Origin of the sequence: Phocaeicola faecalis (assembly GCF_021730445.1) — a bacterium.
In the GTDB taxonomy this organism is placed as follows: domain Bacteria; phylum Bacteroidota; class Bacteroidia; order Bacteroidales; family Bacteroidaceae; genus Phocaeicola; species Phocaeicola faecalis.
The window spans coordinates 80,755-104,392 of record NZ_JADNRM010000012.1; the positions used below are offsets into that span (position 1 = coordinate 80,755).

The 23,638-nt window shown below is 43.2% G+C and carries 12 protein-coding genes and 1 other RNA gene; 9 read left to right on the plus strand and 4 right to left on the minus strand.

Annotation, left to right across the window (positions count from 1 at the left end):
* Positions 1-10: 10 nt before the first annotated feature.
* Positions 11-1,171: a lactonase family protein gene (locus IR173_RS12130; RefSeq protein ID WP_237039860.1), complete on the minus strand. Its 1,161-nt coding sequence runs from the start codon at positions 1,169-1,171 to the stop codon at positions 11-13.
* Positions 1,172-1,263: 92 nt separating this feature from the next.
* Positions 1,264-4,113 carry a glycoside hydrolase family 3 N-terminal domain-containing protein gene (locus tag IR173_RS12135; RefSeq protein ID WP_237039861.1) on the minus strand — a complete coding sequence of 950 codons (2,850 nt, stop codon included), beginning with the start codon at positions 4,111-4,113 and terminating at the stop codon, positions 1,264-1,266.
* A gap of 246 nt (positions 4,114-4,359) precedes the next feature.
* On the opposite strand from IR173_RS12135, the gene ssrA reads away from it, so the two are divergent.
* From ssrA to IR173_RS12180, 9 genes are all read left to right on the plus strand, one after another.
* Positions 4,360-4,756, plus strand: a transfer-messenger RNA (tmRNA) gene (gene ssrA / locus IR173_RS12140).
* Positions 4,757-5,896: 1,140 nt separating this feature from the next.
* Positions 5,897-6,268, plus strand: a complete 372-nt coding sequence (locus IR173_RS12145; RefSeq protein ID WP_237039862.1) for a hypothetical protein — start codon at positions 5,897-5,899, stop codon at positions 6,266-6,268.
* Between the two features lie 4 nt (positions 6,269-6,272).
* Entirely contained in the window at positions 6,273-7,481 is a 1,209-nt protein-coding gene (locus IR173_RS12150; protein WP_237039863.1) for a tyrosine-type recombinase/integrase, read from the plus strand.
* A gap of 289 nt (positions 7,482-7,770) precedes the next feature.
* A complete protein-coding gene (locus IR173_RS12155; protein ID WP_237039864.1) occupies positions 7,771-8,355 on the plus strand; it encodes a DUF3575 domain-containing protein in 585 nt (194 codons plus the stop codon).
* A 13-nt stretch (positions 8,356-8,368) separates the two neighbouring features.
* Positions 8,369-9,799, plus strand: coding sequence for a DUF3868 domain-containing protein (locus IR173_RS12160; protein ID WP_237039865.1), 1,431 nt, complete (start codon positions 8,369-8,371; stop codon positions 9,797-9,799).
* Between the two features lie 58 nt (positions 9,800-9,857).
* Positions 9,858-11,546 (plus strand): Mfa1 family fimbria major subunit, encoded by a 1,689-nt coding sequence (locus IR173_RS12165; protein ID WP_237039866.1) that lies wholly within the window; start codon positions 9,858-9,860, stop codon positions 11,544-11,546.
* A 247-nt stretch (positions 11,547-11,793) separates the two neighbouring features.
* On the plus strand, positions 11,794-12,858 hold the full coding sequence (locus IR173_RS12170; RefSeq protein ID WP_237039867.1) for a FimB/Mfa2 family fimbrial subunit: 1,065 nt from the start codon (positions 11,794-11,796) through the stop codon (positions 12,856-12,858).
* 21 nt (positions 12,859-12,879) lie between these two features.
* Positions 12,880-14,046, plus strand: a complete 1,167-nt coding sequence (locus IR173_RS12175; protein WP_237039868.1) for a dihydrolipoyllysine-residue succinyltransferase component of 2-oxoglutarate dehydrogenase complex — start codon at positions 12,880-12,882, stop codon at positions 14,044-14,046.
* 19 nt (positions 14,047-14,065) lie between these two features.
* Positions 14,066-17,191 (plus strand): hypothetical protein, encoded by a 3,126-nt coding sequence (locus tag IR173_RS12180; RefSeq protein ID WP_237039869.1) that lies wholly within the window; start codon positions 14,066-14,068, stop codon positions 17,189-17,191.
* A 286-nt stretch (positions 17,192-17,477) separates the two neighbouring features.
* On the opposite strand, the gene IR173_RS12185 is transcribed toward IR173_RS12180, so the two are convergent.
* Together IR173_RS12185 and IR173_RS12190 are read right to left on the minus strand one after the other, a co-directional pair.
* Positions 17,478-18,992: an SLC13 family permease gene (locus tag IR173_RS12185; protein ID WP_237039870.1), complete on the minus strand. Its 1,515-nt coding sequence runs from the start codon at positions 18,990-18,992 to the stop codon at positions 17,478-17,480.
* Positions 18,993-19,266: 274 nt separating this feature from the next.
* The gene (locus IR173_RS12190; protein ID WP_237039871.1) at positions 19,267-23,274 is read right to left on the minus strand and encodes a hybrid sensor histidine kinase/response regulator transcription factor; all 4,008 of its coding nucleotides are present in this window, start codon (positions 23,272-23,274) and stop codon (positions 19,267-19,269) included.
* Positions 23,275-23,638: the final 364 nt, after the last annotated feature.

Here is a 23,638-nt window from a genome sequence, read left to right on the forward strand (position 1 = left end):
AGATAACAGTTCAATAAGAGAACTTCAGACACACCGGTCTGGAAGTTTCTATCTTTTCTCCGGTATCGGTCAACAAGCCTGTTTCCTTATCAATCTCAAATATCTGAATCAGGTTACTATCCCTGCAAGCTACCAATAAATAACGGCCATTAGGCGTAATGATAAAGTTACGCGGATGAATACCAGTCAATTCATAACCAATTTTTGTCAATGTTCCTTTATCACCGTCCACAGAAAAAATAGCAATGCCATCTGCTTTCAAGCGGTTGGAAGCATACAGAAACTTACCATCGGGAGTGATATGAATATCACCGCTACCTTTTGCTCCAACCGTATCGGCTGCTATGTACTGAATAGCATCCAATTTGCCCTTATGATAAGAGAAGGCCGTTACTTTACCTGATATCTCATTAATAAGATAAGCAAATTTTTGATTGGGATGGAAACAAATGTGGCGGGGACCTGAACCAGGTTCCACCTTTACCTGGGTTGACTCCCCTTCATTCAACAAAGAATGAGAAACACCATCGGAAACAGATTCACTCACCGGGAACACATGAATTTGATCTGTACCCAAATCATCCGCCAACAGATATTTGTGATCGGGAGTAAATTCCACACAGTGCAAATGAGGCTGAGACTGTCTTTCTTTATCTGGGCCATCACCGACAAAAGAAATCAGACGACTGTCCGGTTCCAACCTGCCTTCCTTATTTAATGGAAAAACAGTGATACTTCCTCCCATGTAATTAGCCGTCAGCACAAAGTTTCCGGAAGGGCTCAGCGTAATATAACAAGGTGCTCCGCCATTGGTGGGCTGAGAATTAAGCAATGTCAGTTTACCATCCTCCTTATTGAACATGATGGCATTTGCTGTAGAACTCTTTCCATTATCCTCGCCTACGGCATACAGTCTTTCACCATCCGCGGACGGGGTGAGATAAGAAGGATTCGAAATTCCTTCCAAGCCACTGATATAAGTTGCCTTCCCGGTATCTTCACTAAACTGATAAACTTTGATGCCTTCTTCCTCCGGTGTAGCATAACTGCCTACAAACAAGAACATCTTATCACTATCTTCATCTACTGTAACTACACTCTTCTGTTGCTTTGAAGTGCAAGCACCCAACAACAAACCACTCATACACAATGCCAATATTTTTTTATTCATAATATATTTATATAGATTAGGGAGCACATAACGCGCTCCCAAATATACTCACTTCTTAGCAAAATACATACTATAACGGCCCAAATTCTTTATTATTCTTTTTTTAATTGGTTGATTTTCACTTCGGCTACCCCCAATCCATCCGAATTCAAGAGAATGCGCAAGTCGCTTGCTGTAGTACCTTTGAAAGCATAAGAAACCCATTCATCGAACTTAGACACACTACCCGAATATACAGTCAGGAATTGTCCTCCACCGCCCGACAATTGAATCTCAAAATCAGCCTCACCGCCATTCTCTTTCTTCCAAACGATAGACAGACCATCTATTTTTGCACCGTTCTCTAAAGCAAAAGTAATATAGTCTCCCTTGTTCCCTTGCCAGCAAGTCTTCAGATTATTATCGAGCGTCATGCCCACATTTTGCATTTCAGTACTGGCAGAAATGGTATTTTCCTTACCGTTTCCTGTTTCAGACAACACACCATTCATACCATATTCCATCACCATGAACTTATCACTCAAACGAATATCCTCTGAAGAAGCTCCGGCCATAACTTTAAATTCACCCGGTTCCACCACCCAATCATTTTTCACATTCAGCAACTCCATATCTTTACGGTCGAGTATAAAACGGACTTCCTTGGTCTCGCCCGGCTTCAGATGAAGACGCTCGAAACCGACCAGATTCTTTTCGTAAGTGGTCAGAGAACTGACAACATCCCTTAAATAGAGCTGTACAACTTCATCTCCTTCACGTTTGCCGGTGTTAGTAACTTTACATGTGACAGTCACTTTCTGATTTGGTGTAATTACTTTCGGGCTCACTTGCAAATCGGAATATTCAAAAGTCGTATAACTCAGTCCGTAACCAAATGGATACAAAGGACCGTTTACACGAGACATATTTCCAGACATTCCCGGATTCTTCCCGCCATCAATTTGCGAAGAAGGTTTAGCCGGGAAATTTAACGGAATCTGTCCTACACTCTTCGGAAAGGTAACAGTCAGCTTTCCACCCGGATTATAGTCTCCAAACAAAACATCAGCAACAGCAATACCTCCCTTTGAACCCGGATACCATGCCTCCAGAATGGCAGGAACAAATTTATCCGCCCAATTGATAGACAGCGGACGCCCATTGACTAACACCAACACGACCGGTTTTCCGGTAGCATATACAGCCTTCAATAAATCAAGCTGGCGTCCCGGCAACTCAAGACTACTCCTCGACTTATTCTCACCACAAGTACGTTGCCCGCCTCCAAGCACCACGACAGCCACATCCGCCTGATTGACATTAGCCACCGCTTTATCTATTTCATTCTTTTCCTGCTCTGTCAAAGGATAATCAATCAATTCGGATTCAGGCCAATTATCATCCACCAATTCACAACCTTTAGCATATAGAACCTCCGCCTTATCTTTCACCTTATTTTTAATACCTTGCAACACAGTAACCACATCTACAGCCAAAGGGCCATAATGACTCAAGGCATAACTGCTTTCATCCGCATTAGGGCCACATACAGCTATTTTCTTTATTTCCGAAAGGTTCAACGGCAACGTATTCTGCTCATTTTTCAACAACACCAGCGACTCTCTAGACGACTGAAGAGCCACTTCCAGGTTTTCTTTCTTCTCCACCTCTTTATCAGCACCCTCCAAATCGGTTTGATACGGTTCGTCAAACAATCCGACCAAGAACTTGACACGAAGAATATCCCGTACACGGTTGTCAATCACTTCTTCACTCAACCCTCCTTCTTCAACAAGTTCACGCAACGGCAACACATACGAGTCTGGCGAACGAAAAGTGCAACGAACATTCAATCCGGCCTCCACACTCTGACGGACAGCCTCTTTCATATCCTTTGCCGTTCCATGTTTGGTATACAAATATTCCACGGCATCGCTGTCCGAAACAACATACCCCATAAATCCCCATTCACCGCGTAAACGAGTAGTAAGCCAATAATAGCTGCTTTGCACAGGGAAACCGTCATAATCATTATAAGAGCTCATCACCCCTAACAGACCGGCCTCCTTTATCACTCTTTTAAACGGATAAACATGAATCATCTCCACCTCACGGGGAGACATTTGCGGGTCAACACGCGCCATACCCTCACGCGCACCTTTATTATTACTATAAGCAATGAAATGTTTACCGGTGGCAGCTACCTGATAATTATATTGCATACCCTTCACCATCTCGATACCCAGTTCGGCAACAAGATAAGGACTCTCTCCATACACCTCCTCATAACGTCCCCAACGCTGGTCGCGCCCTACATCCAGAATAGGAGCATATACATTAGTATAGCCCAACATACGCCCCTCACGTCCGGTTATCCTGCCCACTTTATAAATTAAATTACGGTTCCAGGTATGTCCCAATCCAAGTTGTGTCGGGAAGTTCGTGGCACGATAACTCTCCACCCCCCGAATACCTTCATTGGTAAAGTCAACCGGAATGCCAAGACGAGTATCTTCAACAAAAAAACGCTGCACTTCATTCAATGCCCATGCATGCCGGGAAGCCGGCCACACATTCTCATTATCCGAAGGAGGAAGCCCCCATTGCTGAAAACCATTCAGGTGTTCGTCAATGGCTCCCATCCCATCTTTCCATAACATATTCTTCCATTCGGAAGTGGGAAGCGCATCCTTCAACACCCTTTTATAACCATAGAGCGTCACCATCTGGCAAGTCTTCTCTTCCATATTCATTTGTCCGAGAAGATCTTCAATACGGTCTTCAATTTTGGCATTTGGGTTTTCGTAAACATCCATCACACCATTCTTATTAAAATCAATCCATCCTTTATGGTACATAGATTTCTTGACAGGCTGATAGACTTTCGGTATTTTAGTCGTTGTCTGCGCCGGAAGCATCGTAGAACTTCCCAACAAAGCAAGAACAAGAAACAAGTTCTTCATGATATTTAGATTATTAGATTAAACAGTCATTATTTGTCGAGGTAAAGATAAAGAAAACAGTTCAAACGATAGAGCAAAATTGTCCATAAGGCCGCTCATTTTTGTACAATAACGCTTATAAACGTATATTTGAACCAGATTCACAGAAAAATTGATTAACACGGATATTTATAATAATTGCAAAGAAATGACCTATAATCGGGAAAGAATTATTATCTTTGCGGCATCTATCATAGATACCAGTTCGGGCTTGACTGGATTTGACAGCGAGTTGGAGTGGTATGTAAGCATGCAGTGCGTCGGTGATTGGCACTATAATCTCAGTTATCAAAATTTTATCTGGCAACGAAAATTACGCTCTCGCTGCTTAATCGAAGTATAGTAGATTAACTTTATTTCTGCCATAGTGGTAGAAACGAGATGTCACTCAAAAGCTCTTGTTCCGAAGCGTTTGATAAAGTGGCACAGCAAATTCGGGAATAGTTTGAGACTTTCCTCGCGTCTCTCACGAAATTTTAGAGGATAAGGTATAGATTGGTGGCTTCGGTCTTGTCTATACACGAAAATTTAGGCGAAGATAAGCATGTAGAAAGCGTATGGCTTCCTCGTTTGGACGAGGGTTCGACTCCCTCCAGGTCCACTAAAAAGTCTCTGAATTTCAGAGACTTTTTCTTTTTATAACTCCTCTCATTTATGGAAGTAGTCGAACATTCGGTCAATCCGAAACCCTGTGGGGCTGTTAAATTCAAGCAGATAGTTTACATCATCTAAGAATAAAGAATCATTTAGTTCTCCGAACAATTTCCGGAAGTGTTCTTAATGTATCAGTCTTTCCTATTAGAAAGTTAGAGGTGTTTATGCTCTCATGCTCTCATTCTATGCATAACAGGTTAATTATAAACGACTTATACCGTTAGAGTAAAAATACGTTCCATCACTTATACTCTCATGCTCTCACCACGTTTTGAAGCATATTTCTGCATAACACGCTTTCTGTCAGTTATATATCCTTTTTTATAGACTGTTCCAACTTGACATAAAACAGGGCGTTTTCAGACGTTTTCCTTGCAAAAAGTGCACATAAAGGGTTTGTGCTTCCATGGAATATAACGACTGAGAAGTTTCGGCAGCGATAAAAAAGACCAAGACGTTTTTAAAAAAGCTCGTTGTCTTTTAAAAAAAGCTCCTATTCTTTTTTAAAAAGACCTTTATCTTTTTAAGAAAGCTCTTGCTTTTTCAGAAAAACACCCTTGTCTTTTGGGTGGACACTTCACACGTTAGTATGCATTGCGCTACACGTACGTTCGCATAGCCCTACACATACGTTCGCATAGCCCTACACGTACGTATGTGTGGCTCCATGCAGACGTACGTGTGATATCGCACAAATCAATCAATGCAAATCATAATACCCTTCACCGTTGTTTCAATAACCAAAAGCAGAATCAATCATAATTATCATATCAATGCCATTTGCTTGATAATGTGCTGCATACACACTTTCTTTGTTATCGATAATTGGCCTATATACTAAGGCCACTGTATAAACCTATAAAAAAATCAAAACTATGACAACAAGAAAACACTTTAGCAAAGAACAATGAGAGGATTTGACGAGTACGGAAATATCCGAAAACCTGCAGTGATAATGAACGAATATAAACCAAATGGAAAGGAGGTAGTTATAATTGGCAAGATTAAAAAAAGAATAATTTAAAGGGTGTTGTAGAACCTCTGATTATATGAAACTATTCAAATATAGAAAATTTAAATTAATAAAATTATGAGACAGAAAGAATTCATAGAAAACATCTACGGACATTTGGAGAGAACCGAGCATAAAGTAAACGGTTTATTCATACCTCAATCGGCAAAAAACAATTCCGAAGTAAACAACAGTACTGACAAGGTTGTTTTTGCCATACAACAAGAAGCCCCCAAAACATCCAAACGACATTTTAATGGTGCTCGAATATTATTAAGCCGTAACACGGAAACTATAATTGAAAACAGGAAAAAGATAAAATCCTTGTTAAGAGCTATCCTCCATAAGAATATCAAAAGCGGAATCTATAACCAGACTGAAAAGAAACCGGATAACAAGGCAAAGGCTATCAAGAGAAAACCAACCCCAACAGATAAATATAAAAAGTAAGCGTATGGCAAGTTTGAAAATTAAATTCCGCCCTTCTACTGTAGAGGGCAGACAAGGAACAATATTCTATCAAGTGATTCATAATCGTGTAGTCCGTCAAATAAAGACGCACTACCAAATCTATGAGAGTGAATGGGACAGTAACTTGTCAGAGGTTGTAGTGTCTCGTTTTAATGAAACGAGAAAAGATTATTTATTTGAGATAAGAGAGAATATAGGAAATGACACACGAAAATTCCAACGAATCATAGCATCGCTGGAACAGCAGAGAAAGTCGTATACTTCGGATGATGTGGTATCGACATTCGTTTCCTTCAATCCCCAAAACTCTTTCTTCGGATTCATGGAGAAAGTCATTGCCAATTTAAAAAAGTTGGGTAAGATAAGAACTTCTGAAGCATATAACACCACACTCAACAGCTTTCGCCGTTTCCGCGAGGATAAGGACATCTTATTGGATAAAGTGGATTCCGATATGATGCTGGCATACGAAGCCTATCTGAAAACAAACGGAGTAAGTCCCAACAGTTCATCATTCTATATGCGCAATCTGAGAGCAGTCTACAATCGTGCGGTGGAAAAAGAGATAATATTGCAACGGTTTCCGTTCAAACATGTCTATACAGGCGTAGACAAGACTGTAAAGAGAGCCGTCTCATTAAGGGTTATCAAGCAGATTAAGGAAATGGATTTGTCACTCAATCCATCGGCAGACTTTGCAAGGGATATGTTTCTTTTTTCTTTCTACACTCGTGGAATGTCACTTGTAGATATGGCATACTTGCGAAAAAAAGACCTTGCCAACGGTATTCTTTCCTATCGTCGCCGAAAGACGGGACAGCAACTATTCATCAAGTGGGAGAAGCCGATGCAGAAGATTGTGGATAAATACGATACAGGAAACTCCATCTATCTACTTCCCATTATCAAACAAGGTTCAAAAATAGAGGAACGGGCACAGTATATTTATGCCGGACATAACATAAACCGAAACCTAAAAATTATCGGTCAGGAACTAGGACTTTCTATTCCCCTGACCCTATATTGCTCACGCCACTCATGGGCGAGTATTGCCAAAAGCAAAAATATTCCTCTATCGGTTATCAGTGAAGGAATGGGACATGATTCAGAGGCTACTACCCGAATTTATCTCGACTCATTAGATAATATGGCGATAGATAAAGCTAACAGCCTGATATTGAAGTCTCTGTAAGAGAATAATTGTTGAGCAAATAAAATCTCTCTTTGTAAGAGATGTTTAATGATGCAAAAGTACGAAATATATTGCAAATAAGCCAATAAAATCAATAAAATAATTCTATGAACAAACAAATTTGTTATGCATGATGAAATAATTGTTGAGCAAACAAAATAAATACAGTAGAATAAAGTTCTTATTTCCAAGCAATTAATTCTGTATCGTTCACTCTTACAAAGAGAATATTTAATATTTTATATATCAAACGTTTGCAAAAATTGATTCAGGTAATATATTAAATAAAATGAAACGTATATTCTTATTGTTAACAATTCTTACAACAGGATTCCTACAAGAGCTTGATGCGCAAAAAATTGTAGGGAAAACCAACCTGCTTTCAGATGCTTTCCTGAACATTAACTTAGGGATAGAAGTTGGGCTTGCACCGCAATGGACACTGGATGTCAGCGGAGAATTCAATGGCTGGACACTGGCAAATGACAAACGTTGGAAGCACTGGGCAATACAACCAGAAGCCAGATATTGGTTTTGCGACCGTTTCGCCGGACATTTCGTAGGAGCACATGTGCACGGAGGACAATACAATATGGGAGGATTCAACGGAAAGATAAACCTGTTTGGGACAGACGCACGCAAATTGAAGGATACACGTTATCAGGGATGGTTCGTGGGTGCGGGAGTGGCATACGGCTATGCGTGGATTCTGAGCCGCCATTGGAATCTGGAGGCGGAAATCGGTTTCGGATATTCTTACACCCGCTATGACCGTTTCAACTGTGCCGGTTGTGGCAAAAAGATAGAGAGCAACAAGCCGCACCATTATGTGGGTCCCACGAAAGCGGCCATTAACCTGGTTTATCTATTCTAAAATAGCAACGAACATGAAAAGGATAATATTCATACTGGCAACCATACTGGGCATGGGAAATATGTCCGGAGCGGTAGCGCAAAATGATAACGACAAAATGATACCCGGCGTAACGGTGAACCATTTCGAAATGAGCCGTGAAGGAAAATATCTTACCGTTGAAATGGGAGTCGATTTGACTGCACTTGACGTGGACGTCAACCGTGCCGTAGTGCTTACCCCGCGATTAGTCAACGGAGCGGATTCTGTGGACTTGCCGTCGATAGGCATTTACGGACGAAGACGATATTATTACTATGTACGAAACGGCATAAGCACCATCTCAGGCGAATCGGAGAAGTCATTCCGGGCATCGAAAAAGCCGGAACAATTGGAGTACGACAACCTTGTTCTCTACAAAGATTGGATGGATGGAGCCACACTCAAGTTCCATCGTAGCGACTGGGGATGTTGTCAAACCATAGTGGCGCAATACGTAGGCGAGCTGGGAAGATATCACGAAGCGTTTTTTCCCGAACTGGTATTCGTGCAGCCAAAAGTAGAAATCATGAAAAGTCGCTCATTGTCGGGGACGGCTTTCATAGACTTCCCGGTAAATCAGACGGTAATCTATCCCGATTACCGCCGCAATACGGCTGAATTGGGTAAAATACAGGCGACCATTGACTCCGTGCGCAATGACAAGGATGTCACCATCACTTCCGTATGGTTGAAGGGATATGCCTCGCCAGAGAGCCCTTACAAACACAACACGCAACTTGCCATTGGACGTACAACCGCACTCAAAAAGCACATAGGGCTATTGTACAATTTTGCAGACAATATTATCCAAACTGATTACGAGCCCGAAGACTGGGCCGGATTGCGCCGTCACGTGGAACAGTCGAAGATTAACCACCGCACGGAGATTCTGGCACTGATTGACAGCGACATGGAACCGGATGCCAAAGAAGCAAAAATCAAGCGCACTTATCCACAGGAGTACCGCTTCATGTTGCAGAACTTCTACCCCGCTTTACGTCATACGGACTACCGCATAGACTACAACATCCGCATGTTCAGCGAAGTGGAGGAAATAAGGCGCATCATGGCTGAACAGCCGCAGAAATTGAGCCTAAACGAATTTTACCTCGTTGCCGGGAAATATGAGCCTGGCACAGACGAGTTCACGGATGTCTTCCAAACAGCCGTGCGCATGTTCCCCAACGATGAGACCGCCAATTTGAACGCTGCTAATGCTGCCATTCGCCGGGATGATTTCGGTACGGCACGCAAGTATCTCGCCAAGGCGGGTGATTCACCCGAAGCGGTCTATGCGCGGGGTGCGTTGGCCGTGCGCGAGAAAGATTATGACACGGCGCGACGGTACCTCGGCAAGGCAAAAGAGATGGGGCTGGAAAAGGCGGCGCGCACGCTGGAAGAGCTGAACGAAAGACTGAAATAATCAATCATATAATCCAAGAGAAAAGAAATTTATTTATAAATATTTTAATTAACTCACAATGAAAAAGTATTTTTTATTCATGTCTGTGCTGGCATCCCTGTTCTTGGCAGGATGCTCACAGGAGGAGATTGCTCCTGACGGTGAGGACAACGGTAGTGGTGAGGCTAATACCAGCTACATGGCCGTAAACCTGATGTCTTCTGATGTGAAAGGTACTCGTGCCGCTGCCGGCTATGAGGATGGAAGTGTAGATGAAAACAACGTTGAAAAAGTCCGTTTTTATTTCTTCACTGCAAACGGTGCCATTGCTCCAGTTAAATTTTTAAATGGAAGTTATGTAAACTATTACGACTGGACTCCCGGTGAAAAAGACCAGAAAAAGGACGTAGTAGATACCGATGACACCGAGAGTGTGCTTAATGCCACGATTGTCATCAGTACAAAGGACGGTGACAAACTACCGCAGAGCATTGCGGCTGTGCTGAATCCCACTGGTTTGAAAGATAAATCGATGAACCTTACCGAACTAAAGGGTGTTGTCACTGATTATGCTGACCCTGTCCTGACTTCAAAAGGCAAATTCGTAATGTTCAATTCCGTGTATGGAAAGGATAAAGCAGAGGTCTGTGCTGTTCCTATCGAGTCTACCAATCTACAGAAGACACCTGGGAATGCCGAGAAGAATCCCATCACCATCTATGTTGAACGTAGCGTGGCTAAAGTGAAGGTCTCTTTGGGTACTGATGTAGCAAGTGCATCCTCTGACAAACTGCAACTGGCAGATAAGGATGGTAATGACCTCAAAGTCGGAGGAGAGCAGGTTTACCTGAAACTTGGCGGCTGGAGCCTGACCGCAGAAACCACAGAGGGCAGACTTGTCAAGGCTATTAATCCAACATGGGCAAGTGATTGGTGGAACGGTTCCGGTGCATTTGCGCATCGCAGTTTTTGGGCTATCAATTCTAAGGACGCCGCGAACAAGTATTCTGTTAGTTATAACGACATCACAACTCTTTTTACTACTGCAAAGTACACCAATGAGAATGCCTTGGACTATGATACAGAATCCCCTATCAACCGCACCAAGGTTATCCTTAAGGGCCAACTTTGTAAGGCAGACGGTTCAAATTTCACTATTGTAAGACACTTGGGTGCTCATTTTGCCGATACATATTCTGAGACTCCGGCTGACAACCTCCCCGCTTTAAAGGCAAATATCCTTTCTCAATTGACAGCTAATGGCTATAATTACTATTTGGAGAATGAGTCGACACGTACAGGGCTTAGTGCCAACGACCTGAAGATTGTAATTGCTACCCAAGATAAAATAGAGAACAGCAAGAACAACTGTTATGTGTATGCCCAGTTGACAGATGAAGCTGCCCAAAAGACGTGGTACAACTCTTTGGATAAAACGGTAACAACAACTATTACTGCCTCCGAAATTAATAATAATCTTAAAGATAAGGATATCGTTGACTGGGCTTTGGTCTGGAAGGACGGTATGACCTACTATTACTATGAAATTATTCATTATGGGATCGGTGAAAACGCTACCAAGGGTGTAGTTCGCAACCACATCTATGATACGAAAATAACAAAGATTGCCGGTCTTGGTACCCCTGTTTACAATCCTGACGAGGTAATTTATCCCGAGAAGCCGGATGAAAATAATCATTACATTGCGGCTGAAATCAATATTTTGTCTTGGCGCATTGTCTCTAATGAGTATGCTTTGGAATGGTAATATAAACCCAAACGCCTGAGGACGTTCCTGATACTTAATCACGTGTGGGAGGCGGCTCCCGTCTTCCACACATTTTAATAAAACAGAATAACAAATACAGTACCCGCCCACCGGTACACAAAGGGAGGTGTGGCCTTGGAAACCTGAATACAAAAGACAAGTATCCCACTTGACGAGAAAGTCCGGATGCGGAAGTTCCGCACACCATATATAGAAAAAGTAAGATATACATTAAAGAGTAAGCGATATGAATATACGGACATTGATAAGGAATGTGGCAGCCAAGGTTTGTGTGGTGTCAGCCTGCCTGTTGGCTCTTTCGTCCTGCGACAGTTGGCTCTACGAGGAAGAAGGCGACTGTTCGGTGTACTACCGGCTCAAATTCCGCTACAACAGGAACCTAAAATGGGCGGATGCTTTTGCCAACGAGGTGTCATCGGTTCACCTGTATGCCTTCGACAAATCGGACGTACTGGTCTGGCAGCAAGAAGAACAGATAGATCCGGCTACGGCGGAGGACTACTCGATGCTGCTCGACCTGCCCGCCGGTGACTACAAACTGCTTGCCTGGTGCGGACTTCAAAACGACGGTGAGCATGAGGAATCATTCTCCGTTCCCGAAGCCCATGTAGGAGAAACCCATATGGAGCAGTTGCAGTGTGCGCTTAATCGTCAGCATGATGAATCGGGCGCATTCAGCAAGGAACACTTGTATCGTCTCTTCCACGGAACGCTGGACGTGTCACTGCCTAGCAACGACGACGGAGGCAGTTACGAATACACCATGCTCCTGACCAAGAACACCAACCACATCCGTGTCATCCTACAGCACTTGTCGGGAGAGGATGTGAACGAGGCTGACTTTATCTTCCGTATTGATGATGAAAACGGTCTTATGGCACACGACAACGAGCTGATGGCCGACGAGAATATCAACTACCGTCCCTGGGATATACAGAGTGTCGAGGCAGGTATTGGCAAAGACGATACTGGTGTTATCAGCAATGTGAAAGGACTCGTTGCCGACTTCACCGTAGGTCGCCTGATTGAGACACATCACGAGAATATGATACTCACCATCACCACCAGGGAAGGCAAGACCGTAGCTCGCATTCCAGTGATAGACTACGCTTTGATGGGAAAAGAGTACTACGAAAAGGAATATAATTATCCGATGGATAAGCGGGAGTTCCTCGACCGTCTGGATGAGTGCGTGATGACTCTTTTCCTCGACGAGAATCACACATGGGTAAGCAGCGTCATTCAGATTCTGTCATGGCGTGTGGTGCTGAGTAATGTTGAAGTGGAATAATTAGAGAGAAGGATTGAACTGATGAAACCGAGCATTATACATAGCATTGTGGTCTGCCTGGCGGCATTCACACTGCCTTTTATGGTGGCGTGCAGCAGTCAGGAAGAATCCTTACCGACCAACGATACGGAAGCTGCCTTGTTCCTGAACATCGCCACACTGGAACAGGCACGGTCGGGAGAAGTGACAAAACTGCCTGACAACGAGAAGATGCACAGCGTACGCGTTGTCGTCCTGCATGAGAATGGCACGGTGGAACATAACCAGCACTATTCGCTGGAGGGTGCGCAAGCACAGAAATACATCATCCTCAAGGTAAAACCCAAGGAGAAGAAAAAGATTTTCCTCTTCGCCAATGAAGAGAGCGTGTCCACTGTGGAAGGCCTGCCAGGAGAAAACCAAACGCTAACCGACTTCTTCAACAACTATACAGAGAACGCAACCAACTTTGCCAGGGCGGTAAACGACCTCTATTTCACCCCGGATTACTCGGACAATAAACACATCCCGATGTCCTCCATGTACGAAATAGACTTTACCGAAGGAAAGGTCGAGAAGACGTTCTACGTGGTGCGTGTTGCCACGAAGTTCACGGTGAACTTCAAGAACTGGCGTGGCGAGAAAGTGACGGTGGAGTATTTCACCCTGGCAAGCCATGCCGACAAGAACTTCCTGATGGCGCATGTCGAAGACAGCGAGCAAAACAGGGCACTTTTCAATGGAAAAAGCTGGATAGAATGGTTGAAGAAGGTTTCCGATGCCTCGTCCGAGGATGACGATTATGGGAAAACGGACACCGCAGGCTGGCTGAAGGACTACGATCTGCCGACGCAGGCGGATAAGACAAAGACTTATACCCACCCCGAGAAAGTTATCGTAGGGAAACCTACAGTTGATATAGATTATCCGGACAACAACAAACCAGGTGTCGCAGAGAGTGCCCCCATCTTCTACCTACCCGAAAGCAAGACCCCCAAAGCGGATGCAACGAAAGGCGAGCAGGAATATACGCTGACCGTCAAGATGGAGGGAAGGAATGAACCTTTCGTCGAAACGTTGCCCAACCTGAAAGCCCTGTTCCGCAACACCCATGTAATAGTGAACATCACATTACTTAACACCATGGAAATCGTGGTGGATGTGATTCCATATAGCGAAGTAAAACTTGACCCAGTATTCGGATTGTAAAACCATAAACAGAAGCATTATGAAGCATTTTGTACTACATACCATTCTCTTCCTGATGATTGTAACCGTTGCAGGTTGCCAGGATGACTTTTTGACGCAAGAAACCATAGGCGAAGGCAAGGCAAACGTATCCGCCACGCTGGACTTCAAGCCCATGTCGTCGGCACTAGCCCAAACACGAGCTGCGGGAGGCGCCTTAAAGGATATAAGAAGTTTACATGTTCTGTTGTATGACCAAAACCGGATTCTTAAAAAACAATGGCAGATTGAAGGACATACAGTGTCTGACGAAAACCGCACGGATAATGATGCGGAAGCAAATCCAAATGGCGAACACCATACAGCGGAAGCAAAAACCAAACGCGCCACTTTCAAGTTGCCGGAAGAAATCAACTTCGGCAAATATTATATGTATGCCGTGGCAAACATCCCCGACCTGCTTACAAATACCGCTTATTCTGAAGCCATAAAAACAGTGGACGGACTTAAAAATATTCCTCTCGTATGGGATTCCCTAAACGTGGCTAACAACGGCCAGATGATAGGCTTTTTTACAAAAAAAACTGCCCCTGCCCTATCAGCGGACGACGAGTCGCTTGTAGTGAATGAAAAAAGCGTGAAGCTACATGCGTGGCTGCGCCGTGCGGCATCGAAAGTAACGATAGCCTATGACGGCAGTGATCTGGCAGAAGGAGTGTTTATCTATCTCGAATCAGTGCAGATTAAAGATATTCCGGCGCAATGTTATTTGGGAAAGGACAATAACGTAGGCGCGAAAGGATACACGTTGGCAGCTCCTGAAAAAGAGAAAGAAACGGACATGCTGCTCGACGGGGAAATCATTACCTATGCCGATCACAATCATGGAGAAGCAAATTTTGAAATCGGTGACGATTGTGTGGGACATCGTATCACGGCAGGTACCCCGAAATTCGGCTCTCACGGAGAAACGGATGAAGCACTGTATTTCTACGAGAATATGCAGGGTGCAGGAGATGGTATGCCTGACAAGCGGCAGGATGCACCCGGTCCTGATGGAAAACCGGACGGGAAACTGGATTTTCCCGGATTGCCAGGCGATCCGGAGAAATATCCTCTCTACAGACTCAAAGATAACGTACCCTACGGCACCTACATTGAGGTGAAAGCTCACTATATATCCAACAACTCCAAGCGACTGGGCAACGGGCGTATCATCTATCGTTTCATGCTGGGACAGAACGAAATAAATGACTATAACGCCAAGCGTAATTGCCATTACAAACTGACATTGAAATTCAGGAACTTCGCCAACGATGCAGATTGGCATATCGAGTACGAGGAACCGGAACCCGGGGTGATGACTCCCGAACCGTACTACATAACCTATCTGTACAATCATTCCATGATGTACCCTATCAAGGTGAATACGGGTGGGCATAAGATTGAATCTATAAAGGCAGAAATCAAAGAAAACAACTGGGCTCCCCATAATGCCAGTAGCGATATTTATTATACGGGTGCTCCGAATGGTGTTGCAGCACCGTGGAACGGTTTCCTGTCATTACATAAAACCACGGAGACAGTGCTTTATGCAGATAAAATCACTAATAATGAAACATATTACAAAAAAGATCCAAAACGCGGCGAACGTGTATATGAGAACTTTACTTTGCCTGGCAACCAGACATTCGAAGAGTTTACGACTGTCGGTTCTGTAGCAGACGATAAATACCGTGTAGAAAAGCATCCCACGGAAGCAAATACATACAATGTATATATTCCTATGTACACACGTGCCAAACAGATGATATCAACGACCGGATACACGGGGAATAATCCATACGTGGCGTACCAACGGAAAGCGATAGTGAGGATTACAACCAAATTGACAGGTGTGGATAAGCCTTTTATAAACGAAGTTCCAATATACCAGGTACGCCGTGTGGTGAATCCTAAGGGAATTTATCGTTCTGCGAACAACAACAAATCTTTTCATGTAGTATTGAAACGATTGCCGGGAGAGGATCAACAAATGTTCACAACATTCCAATCTGAAGGACCTTGGAAAGCCTATGTCGTCAAGAGATATAACGGGGACGAAATCAGCCTGTCGGTAACATCTCCCAATACAACAGAGTTAAGGAATGATCCGGAATATGGGAAAGTCATATATGGTAAAACCGGTAGCGTGATTGACTTCAGCGTGGATTTCTCCGGTAATTCGACAGAGAACCGTTACGCTATTATCCGCGTGGAATATCACAATTATACCTGCCAGCATCTGATTTTCGTGCGGCAAGGAGACAAACCTGACGATTTGGTTACAGGCGGCGTGAAGTGGTATGCCAAAAACATGAGGACTTCAACGGAACTGGCTTCTACTCCATTGGACGAAGGATCACTGTTCAAATTCGGAAATTGGCTCCAGCCGATAGACGCATTGAGTAATAAAAATCCATTCGAGCCGTGGATAAATGTTACACCGGGAAGTTTCAAAGTATATCCTGAAAATGGTTTTACCAATGCAGCGACTAAGAATAAAATGGAGTGGACAACTATTTCTTCTAATGAAAATGCCCAAATGTTTGGCAACCCCCAGATGCAAAAAGCCAGGGTAGCTACAGCCGACGACTTTTGGGAATTGAGGAAGGAAGGCAGCCATGTAGAACAGGGATACGGTGTATTGTATGGAGATGATGCCACAAAAACGGCTGATGATATCGTAGAAGTTTACGGCTATGATTATGAACATAATACAATGGGACGTGGAATGAGAGGTTGTTTTGCATACAACAGTGAAACGGGTAAAAGCCTCTTTTTCCCCATTGGTGCTTCCGGCTACGGACATAGAAAACAAAGCTATATTCCCACGTGGGGAGATACTGAAAGCCTCAATGGAGTATTAAGATATGCTTCCGGTCGAACAAAATTATATGAGGATCCTACTGAACGTCCGTTGTTTTACGATTTATACAAACGACCGGGAGCCATCTATTGGTTAAATAAGGAAATTCCTAGAAACCAACTTACACCAACGGATGGTCCCAGCTTGGGATGGGATATCAACTATTTCTCATTCGATTTCAATTTTATCTCTACGAGCAACTTGATTAGACCTAATGGCTCGGATGCTTGCTTTGTGCGCTGTGTTGTCGCTGAATAGACTATAACAGAAGATACAATCGCTCAGCCTTGAAAGAAATGGAATGTAACCGGATAAGAGGGTGCAGACCGGAGACGGAAGCGAAGTATCGTCGGCAGTGCGGGGTTTCCCTGCTCGAATTTTCCTGTCATGTCAATACATACCATCTCGTCATTTGATGCTGGGACGTAATGGTATCAAATGCAGTCCGGAAGAGGGAGTAACTTATATCAAGAACACTCTAAATAAACATAAAAAGCGGTTGCCTTTCAAACGACAACCGCTTTTCCGATATTCATAACCTGAATCACAAAAGTCCGTTAGAACCAAGGACTATCAACATCGCATATCCCAAAACCAGTCCGATAGCTCCCATTATCAATCCGACCTTCTCCATATCCTTTTGCTGAATCATGCCTGTTGCATGTGCCAAGGCATTCGGAGGAGTGGAAATGGGAAGAACCATAGCAAGGGAAGAACCGACAGCCACTCCTATCAGCAAAGTTTCCACACCGCCCAAAGCAGAAAGGTTCTCACGCATACTAATACCGGCTATGGCAAGAATAGGAACCAGCAAAGCAGCGGTAGCTGTATGCGAAATGAAATTGGCCATGGCATAGCAAATTAATCCCGAACCGACAATCATCAGTACAGGAGGCCAGTTATTGAATGGAATGGATTCAATCATGTGCTGCGCAAGCCCTGTCTCCTGCAACGCAACGCCCAGCGCAAATCCTCCGGCTACCATCCAAAGCACACTCCAACTGATTTCTTCCAGGTCACGTTTGGTAATAATTCCCGTGACGCAAAAGACAGCGACAGGAATCATGGCCACCACATTGGAATTTACTCCGGTGAACTTGTCAGACATCCACAGCAACACAGTAACAGCAAAAGTTATATATACCAAAATAGAACGCCAGTCTTTTTTTGCCTCTCCGCTTATTTGCAATTCAATTGTCTTCTGTTTGAAAGGAAACAGACGTAACAGGATAAGCCAAGATATGAACAATACAACGACAGTATAAGGCATCATAAATCCCATCCATTCACCAAAACCGATGTTCAAGTTCAATCCTTCAGGGTCATTCAGGTATTTCAAGGCTATAGCGTTAGGAGGAGTTCCGATAGGAGTTCCCATACCACCGATATTGGCAGCTACGGGAATTGCCATGGCCAAACCGATTTTCCCTTTTCCGTCTGCCGGCAGAGACTTCAAAACCGGAGTCAGGAATGTAAGCATCATGGCAGCAGTGGCTGTATTACTGAGAAACATGGAAAAGACGGCCGTTACCATAATAAAGCCCAACAGGACATAACGGGACTGAGTACCGAAGGGCTTTAACATGACTCGTGCCAACAATACATCCAATCCGCTTTTAGTAGCAGCAATAGCCAGAATGAACCCACCGATAAACAGCATGATGATAGGATCGGCAAAACAGTGCATGATAGACTTATACTTCACCGTACGACCCAACTCTTCCATAGGGATACCCTGAATAAAAAAACACAGACTACTGTCGGATACCGTCAACAACAGCAGGACAACAATCAATACGGAAGTAGTCCACGCTGGAACAGCCTCGAACACCCACATCAAAGTGGCAAAAACAAAAATAGAGATTAACCTCTGTTCTATGACTGTCAGCCCTTCTATTCCAAATGTGTTAATGGGCAAACACCATAGTATAAGGGCAACAGTTATGGCAACAGCCAACTTTATGCCTCTGCTTACATTTCTTTTTTCAGCCAACCGTTTGGCTTTCTTCAAATCTTGATAGGCTTCGACCAATTGGAAGCCACGGAAAATTTTGTACATAGTATTAGAATTAACAAATTTAAGGACAAAGGTAATATATTATCCTGATATAACCTACGGCTACGCCAATGTTAAATACTGTCAACTGTATATGGAAGGCCCAATCAGACTAAACAGTATGCATTTTAAAACAATCTCATAATTTACAAACCGAGAAATACCGGTAAACGAATAGAGTAATATCGATTTTTTTTCATATACCCAAAACACCTTTAATGAATATTCTTTAAAAGAGATGCAGCCTAGCATCAATCAAAATATCGTTTTTACTTTTTCAAGGCCGCCTGTCTGATTGCTCTCTTTTTACTTTGTATTCACTCGGACTAACTCCAAAATGTTTCCGGAACACTTCCCTGAAGTATTTAGCGTCACAAAATCCGGTCATTTCTGCTATTTCGGTAATAGAATATTCTCCTTCCCGCAATAATTGCTCCGCGCGTTGCATACGTATCAAACGAATATAATCTGTGGGTGAACCATCTGTCAAACTTTTCAGTTTGTTATAGAAACTGCTACGGCTCATGTTATGAAGTGCACACAAAGTATCTACCGTAAAATTTGGATTGGTCATGTTTTTCTCTATGTTTTTCCTGACGGAAGAAATGAATTTCCAGTCCAGCGTATCCTTGCAGCCTTTGGGCCATTGTTCATTATCAAAATCAGCACTGCCGTATTTTTTACGAAGCAGGAGGCGGTTGGCAATCAAACGATTAATGCTTGCTTTAAGTATACCTACACTGAATGGTTTTGTTATATAGTCATCGGCACCGACCTTCAAGCCTTCCAGAATATTCTTTTCATCACCTAAAGCGGTCAGCAACAGTACTGGAATATGTGAAGTCTCGATATTCCCCTTGATAGCGGCACACAGTTCATCTCCCGCCAACTCTGGCATCATAATATCCGAAAGTACCAAATCAGGATTGAATTCAGATAAAATATCAAGCGCCTCGTTTCCGTTCTTACAAGACTGAACCTTATAATCTTGTCCCAAAGTATTAACCAGATAGATACGCAAGTCATCGTTGTCCTCTACTATAAGGATGCGCCTAGACAAATTACAGTCAGAAGTGTTGGCTGTGCTCAACGAGAATGCCGTATTAATTTCAGGCATACTTATGGTTTGTTCCTGAGGGTGGGCTGTAATACTGGCCTTCTTGAAATGAGCGTTCCCTTTACGGAAAAGGAGCTTTATACACGTGCCTTGTCCTACACCGCTTTCTATTGATATATTTCCGCCATGCAAACGTACAAGCCTATGCACCAACATCAACCCTATGCCACTGCCACTTACTTTTAGGTTGATGGCATTACTGCCCCTGAAATAGGTACGGAAAAGGCTTTTTTGTTCATTATGGGGAATCCCGATTCCCGTATCCCTTACTTCGATACACCAGTTCTCTCCACATTCTGACGCTCTAACGTGTATGCTTCCATTTTCCGGAGTATACTTCAGAGCATTTGAAAGGATATTCTTCAGAATAGAGTCCATTTTGTCTCTGTCAAACCACACATTTAAGTAATTACAGCTACTTTCGCATACCAATTGGATGTGCTTGACTTTTGCGTATGAACGGAAAGTGTCACAGATACCGGATATATATGCCCCCAATTCATATTCGGCGATATACAGATGTGACGAATAAGTGTCAATCCGTTCAAAATTGATAAGATTGGTCACAAGACGCAAAAGCACGTCCACATTCCTCAGGGCCATCCCTACATGTTTCTTTCCTTCTTTATTGACCAAGTCCCTGTTATTCAATTCTTCCAACGGTGCCTTTATCAAAGTCAAGGGCGTACGTATATCATGGGCTGTATTGATAAAGAAACGTGTCTTTTCATCGGATATCTTTTTTTGTTTCCTCAAAGCCATTATACGAAACAGAATGGTGCATGCCAGAATGAACAGTACCACATAACCGACCATGGCCCAAGGACTGGCCCATACAGGAGGGGAGATGATAATCGAAAGGCTGCGTTGTCCATAACTTTTATATTTTTCCTCATTAGAAACCGAACGTATATGAAGTGTATATTTTCCTGCTGGAAGATTGGTAAAACGAATCAGCCCATTGGAAGACGGCGTACTCCATTCCTTATGAAACCCTTCCAGTTTCCATGAATAAAGTACATTGGAAGGATAGTCGTAATTAATGGAGGAGGCTTGCAGGGAAAATGTATTTTGTCCATACTTGAGTTTCAGCTCACGAGTATCATTTAAGCTTGCCTGCAACGGTGAGCCGTCCTCCCCCGGGTATACTGTCTGATAAGATATTATTAAGTCACTAAGCAGAATCGGCGAAAAAGAGGGACGAGGAATCTTTATATCGGCCGGGAAGCCGATAACACCATCATTGCTGCCCAGTATGAAACGTCCGTCACTGCGCAAGATGCCGGCACCGGGGTTGAAGCAGACGCTCATAAGCCCCTGTTCACGGGTCCAATTACTAAAAGACATGTTCTGAGGAGAAAAATGGACAATCCCATTTTCTGTACAAAGCAGCATATCCCCATTGGGCTTAGGCAGGATGGTATGGATATTATTGGAAATAAGCGCGCAATTTTCTTTATGATATTGGGCGAATGCATTTGCACCGGGATCGTAGAGTAGCAGCCCGGCACCTTCGGTTCCTATATACAATACACCGTTTTCTGCCTGATATAATGCGCAAACATGTGCGGATTCTACAGGCAGGTCTATGTTACGGCTATTTCCAGACTCCTTATCCAACAGATATAAGCCTCTGGAAGTACCGACCCATATTGATGAGCGGTCCTTTTCTTGGATGCAGTTAATGGAACTTAGGCCCGGATACAAACGTGACCTCCCTCTTTTAATATCAAAACATTTCAGGTTATAGAAACCTCCGGACCAGATGTTCCCATCCGAGTCTTTCCGGATATCCCTGATATATTGGTCCGGACGTAAGTCCAGATGGAAAAAAGCCGAAGAGGAGATGTAGTCGACTTTAAGGGTACGCTTATTTATCTGATAAATTCCGGAGGTAAAACCGCCTGCCAGAATAATACCGGGAGAACCCTCGCATAAGGTAAGGAAAATATGGTTTTTATCCCCGGATTCCTTGTCGAAGGTACTGAAAAAGGAATGCCATTCCCCAGTTTTTGTTTTATATAAGCTTATACCGTTGCTGGTACCAAACCAAAGGTCGCCCTCACTGTCCTCAATTACATCATGCACCTGATTGTTCACCAGTGACTGACGGTTGCCGATTGAATGTCGAGTCCAGAGGTATCCCCCGTAACGGTTGTCACAAACAGTTATCCCATTAAAATAATTTGCAATCCAGATACGTGCTTTCGCATCCACATATATATCGTTGATGTTATTGTCATTCATGCCGTAATGAGCGGTGTAATCGGCTACTATATAGGGAACTGCACGGCATGAGTCTACATCCATACGGTAAATACCCTTCCCATCAGTGGCTATCAGCACCTCGTTCTTGTTAAAAGGTACAATCCGCGTAATGTTTACATCACCGAAAGTTTCATCCGAATGTATGCCTGATGGACTGTCGGGGCTGAAAATCCAAACTCCCTGCTTGGAGGTTCCTATGAAAAGTTTGTTCAGGTCGGCAGAAAAGAACAGTTCGCTTATTGTTACCCGAAGATTATACGCGGGCATACACGAAAGTGATAAAGGATGTTTCTCCAATTTTGCCCGGTACAAGCCGGATTCAGTACCTATAAAAAAGTCATCAGGTCCCGTCTGTTCAACAGCGGTAATGTTACTGGCTATGTTGCAAGACGGCTGCAAAACATTTCCAGTGTGAGTGTCAAACAGGATTATCTGCTCTTTACCGCACAGCCACACATATCCGGTGCGATCCATATATCCATAAGTGATGTTAGGCAAGACATTTCCTTTTTTAGACAGCGGAGGTGTATAGACCAACTCAAAACGGTTATAATCCGGATCATAACGGAAAATACGCCCTTTCTGACTTATCCCCCACAATATCCCGCCCTCTGCCATATAAAGCCAATTCAAACAACTTTGTATGTTAAATTTCTTTCCTTGGTCTGTCAGTTCATAGTGTTTTATTTCCTTTCCGTCATACCGGTTAGGGCCTTCTTGAGTGAGAAACCACATGTATCCTAAAGAATCCTGCAAAATGCGATAAACTTTCTGGCTACCCAAACCATCTTCCATTCCTATGTACCTATACGTCTGTGCATCGCATACTTGGGTAAAAAACGCAAATATAAAAAATGTAAGCAATGCATTCCTTAAATAGTAACTTTTTCTACTTTTCATTGAAGTTCATGTGCTTTTCATTAAAAAAGGAACATCCTGATTCTTGGAGAATATCAGAAATTCCAATAATATACTACTTTATGTTACGTTAAATTAATACACAAAAATAAAAGAAATATATTAAAAATACAGGTAAGCGAAAATGATTTTAACAAAAAAATATACTTTTAATAAGCACAGTAATTATAGTACACATTTTTTTATAATTCTCAGACTATGAGCATGACGACATTAAAATGGATTATATGGTTTCAATAGCACTTTGATAGGCCCCCTTGCATCATCGCTGTATAAATGCTGTTGGAATCTTGCATCGGTTTGTACCTGACATACTATCGCCTTCCGGCAATGCCGATTCTATGCC

What these genes read in the sequence shown, in the direction of transcription:
- IR173_RS12145 (WP_237039862.1), top strand. Translation starts at nt 5,897, where the DNA reads ATGAGACAGAAAGAATTCATAGAAAACATCTACGGACATTTGGAGAGA.
- IR173_RS12160 (WP_237039865.1), top strand. Translation starts at nt 8,369, where the DNA reads ATGAAAAGGATAATATTCATACTGGCAACCATACTGGGCATGGGAAAT.
- IR173_RS12130 (WP_237039860.1), bottom strand. Translation starts at nt 1,171, where the DNA reads ATGAATAAAAAAATATTGGCATTGTGTATGAGTGGTTTGTTGTTGGGT.
- IR173_RS12180 (WP_237039869.1), top strand. Translation starts at nt 14,066, where the DNA reads ATGAAGCATTTTGTACTACATACCATTCTCTTCCTGATGATTGTAACC.
- IR173_RS12185 (WP_237039870.1), bottom strand. Translation starts at nt 18,992, where the DNA reads ATGTACAAAATTTTCCGTGGCTTCCAATTGGTCGAAGCCTATCAAGAT.
- IR173_RS12135 (WP_237039861.1), bottom strand. Translation starts at nt 4,113, where the DNA reads ATGAAGAACTTGTTTCTTGTTCTTGCTTTGTTGGGAAGTTCTACGATG.
- IR173_RS12165 (WP_237039866.1), top strand. Translation starts at nt 9,858, where the DNA reads ATGAAAAAGTATTTTTTATTCATGTCTGTGCTGGCATCCCTGTTCTTG.
- IR173_RS12170 (WP_237039867.1), top strand. Translation starts at nt 11,794, where the DNA reads ATGAATATACGGACATTGATAAGGAATGTGGCAGCCAAGGTTTGTGTG.
- IR173_RS12175 (WP_237039868.1), top strand. Translation starts at nt 12,880, where the DNA reads ATGAAACCGAGCATTATACATAGCATTGTGGTCTGCCTGGCGGCATTC.
- IR173_RS12155 (WP_237039864.1), top strand. Translation starts at nt 7,771, where the DNA reads ATGAAACGTATATTCTTATTGTTAACAATTCTTACAACAGGATTCCTA.
- IR173_RS12190 (WP_237039871.1), bottom strand. Translation starts at nt 23,274, where the DNA reads ATGAAAAGTAGAAAAAGTTACTATTTAAGGAATGCATTGCTTACATTT.
- IR173_RS12150 (WP_237039863.1), top strand. Translation starts at nt 6,273, where the DNA reads ATGGCAAGTTTGAAAATTAAATTCCGCCCTTCTACTGTAGAGGGCAGA.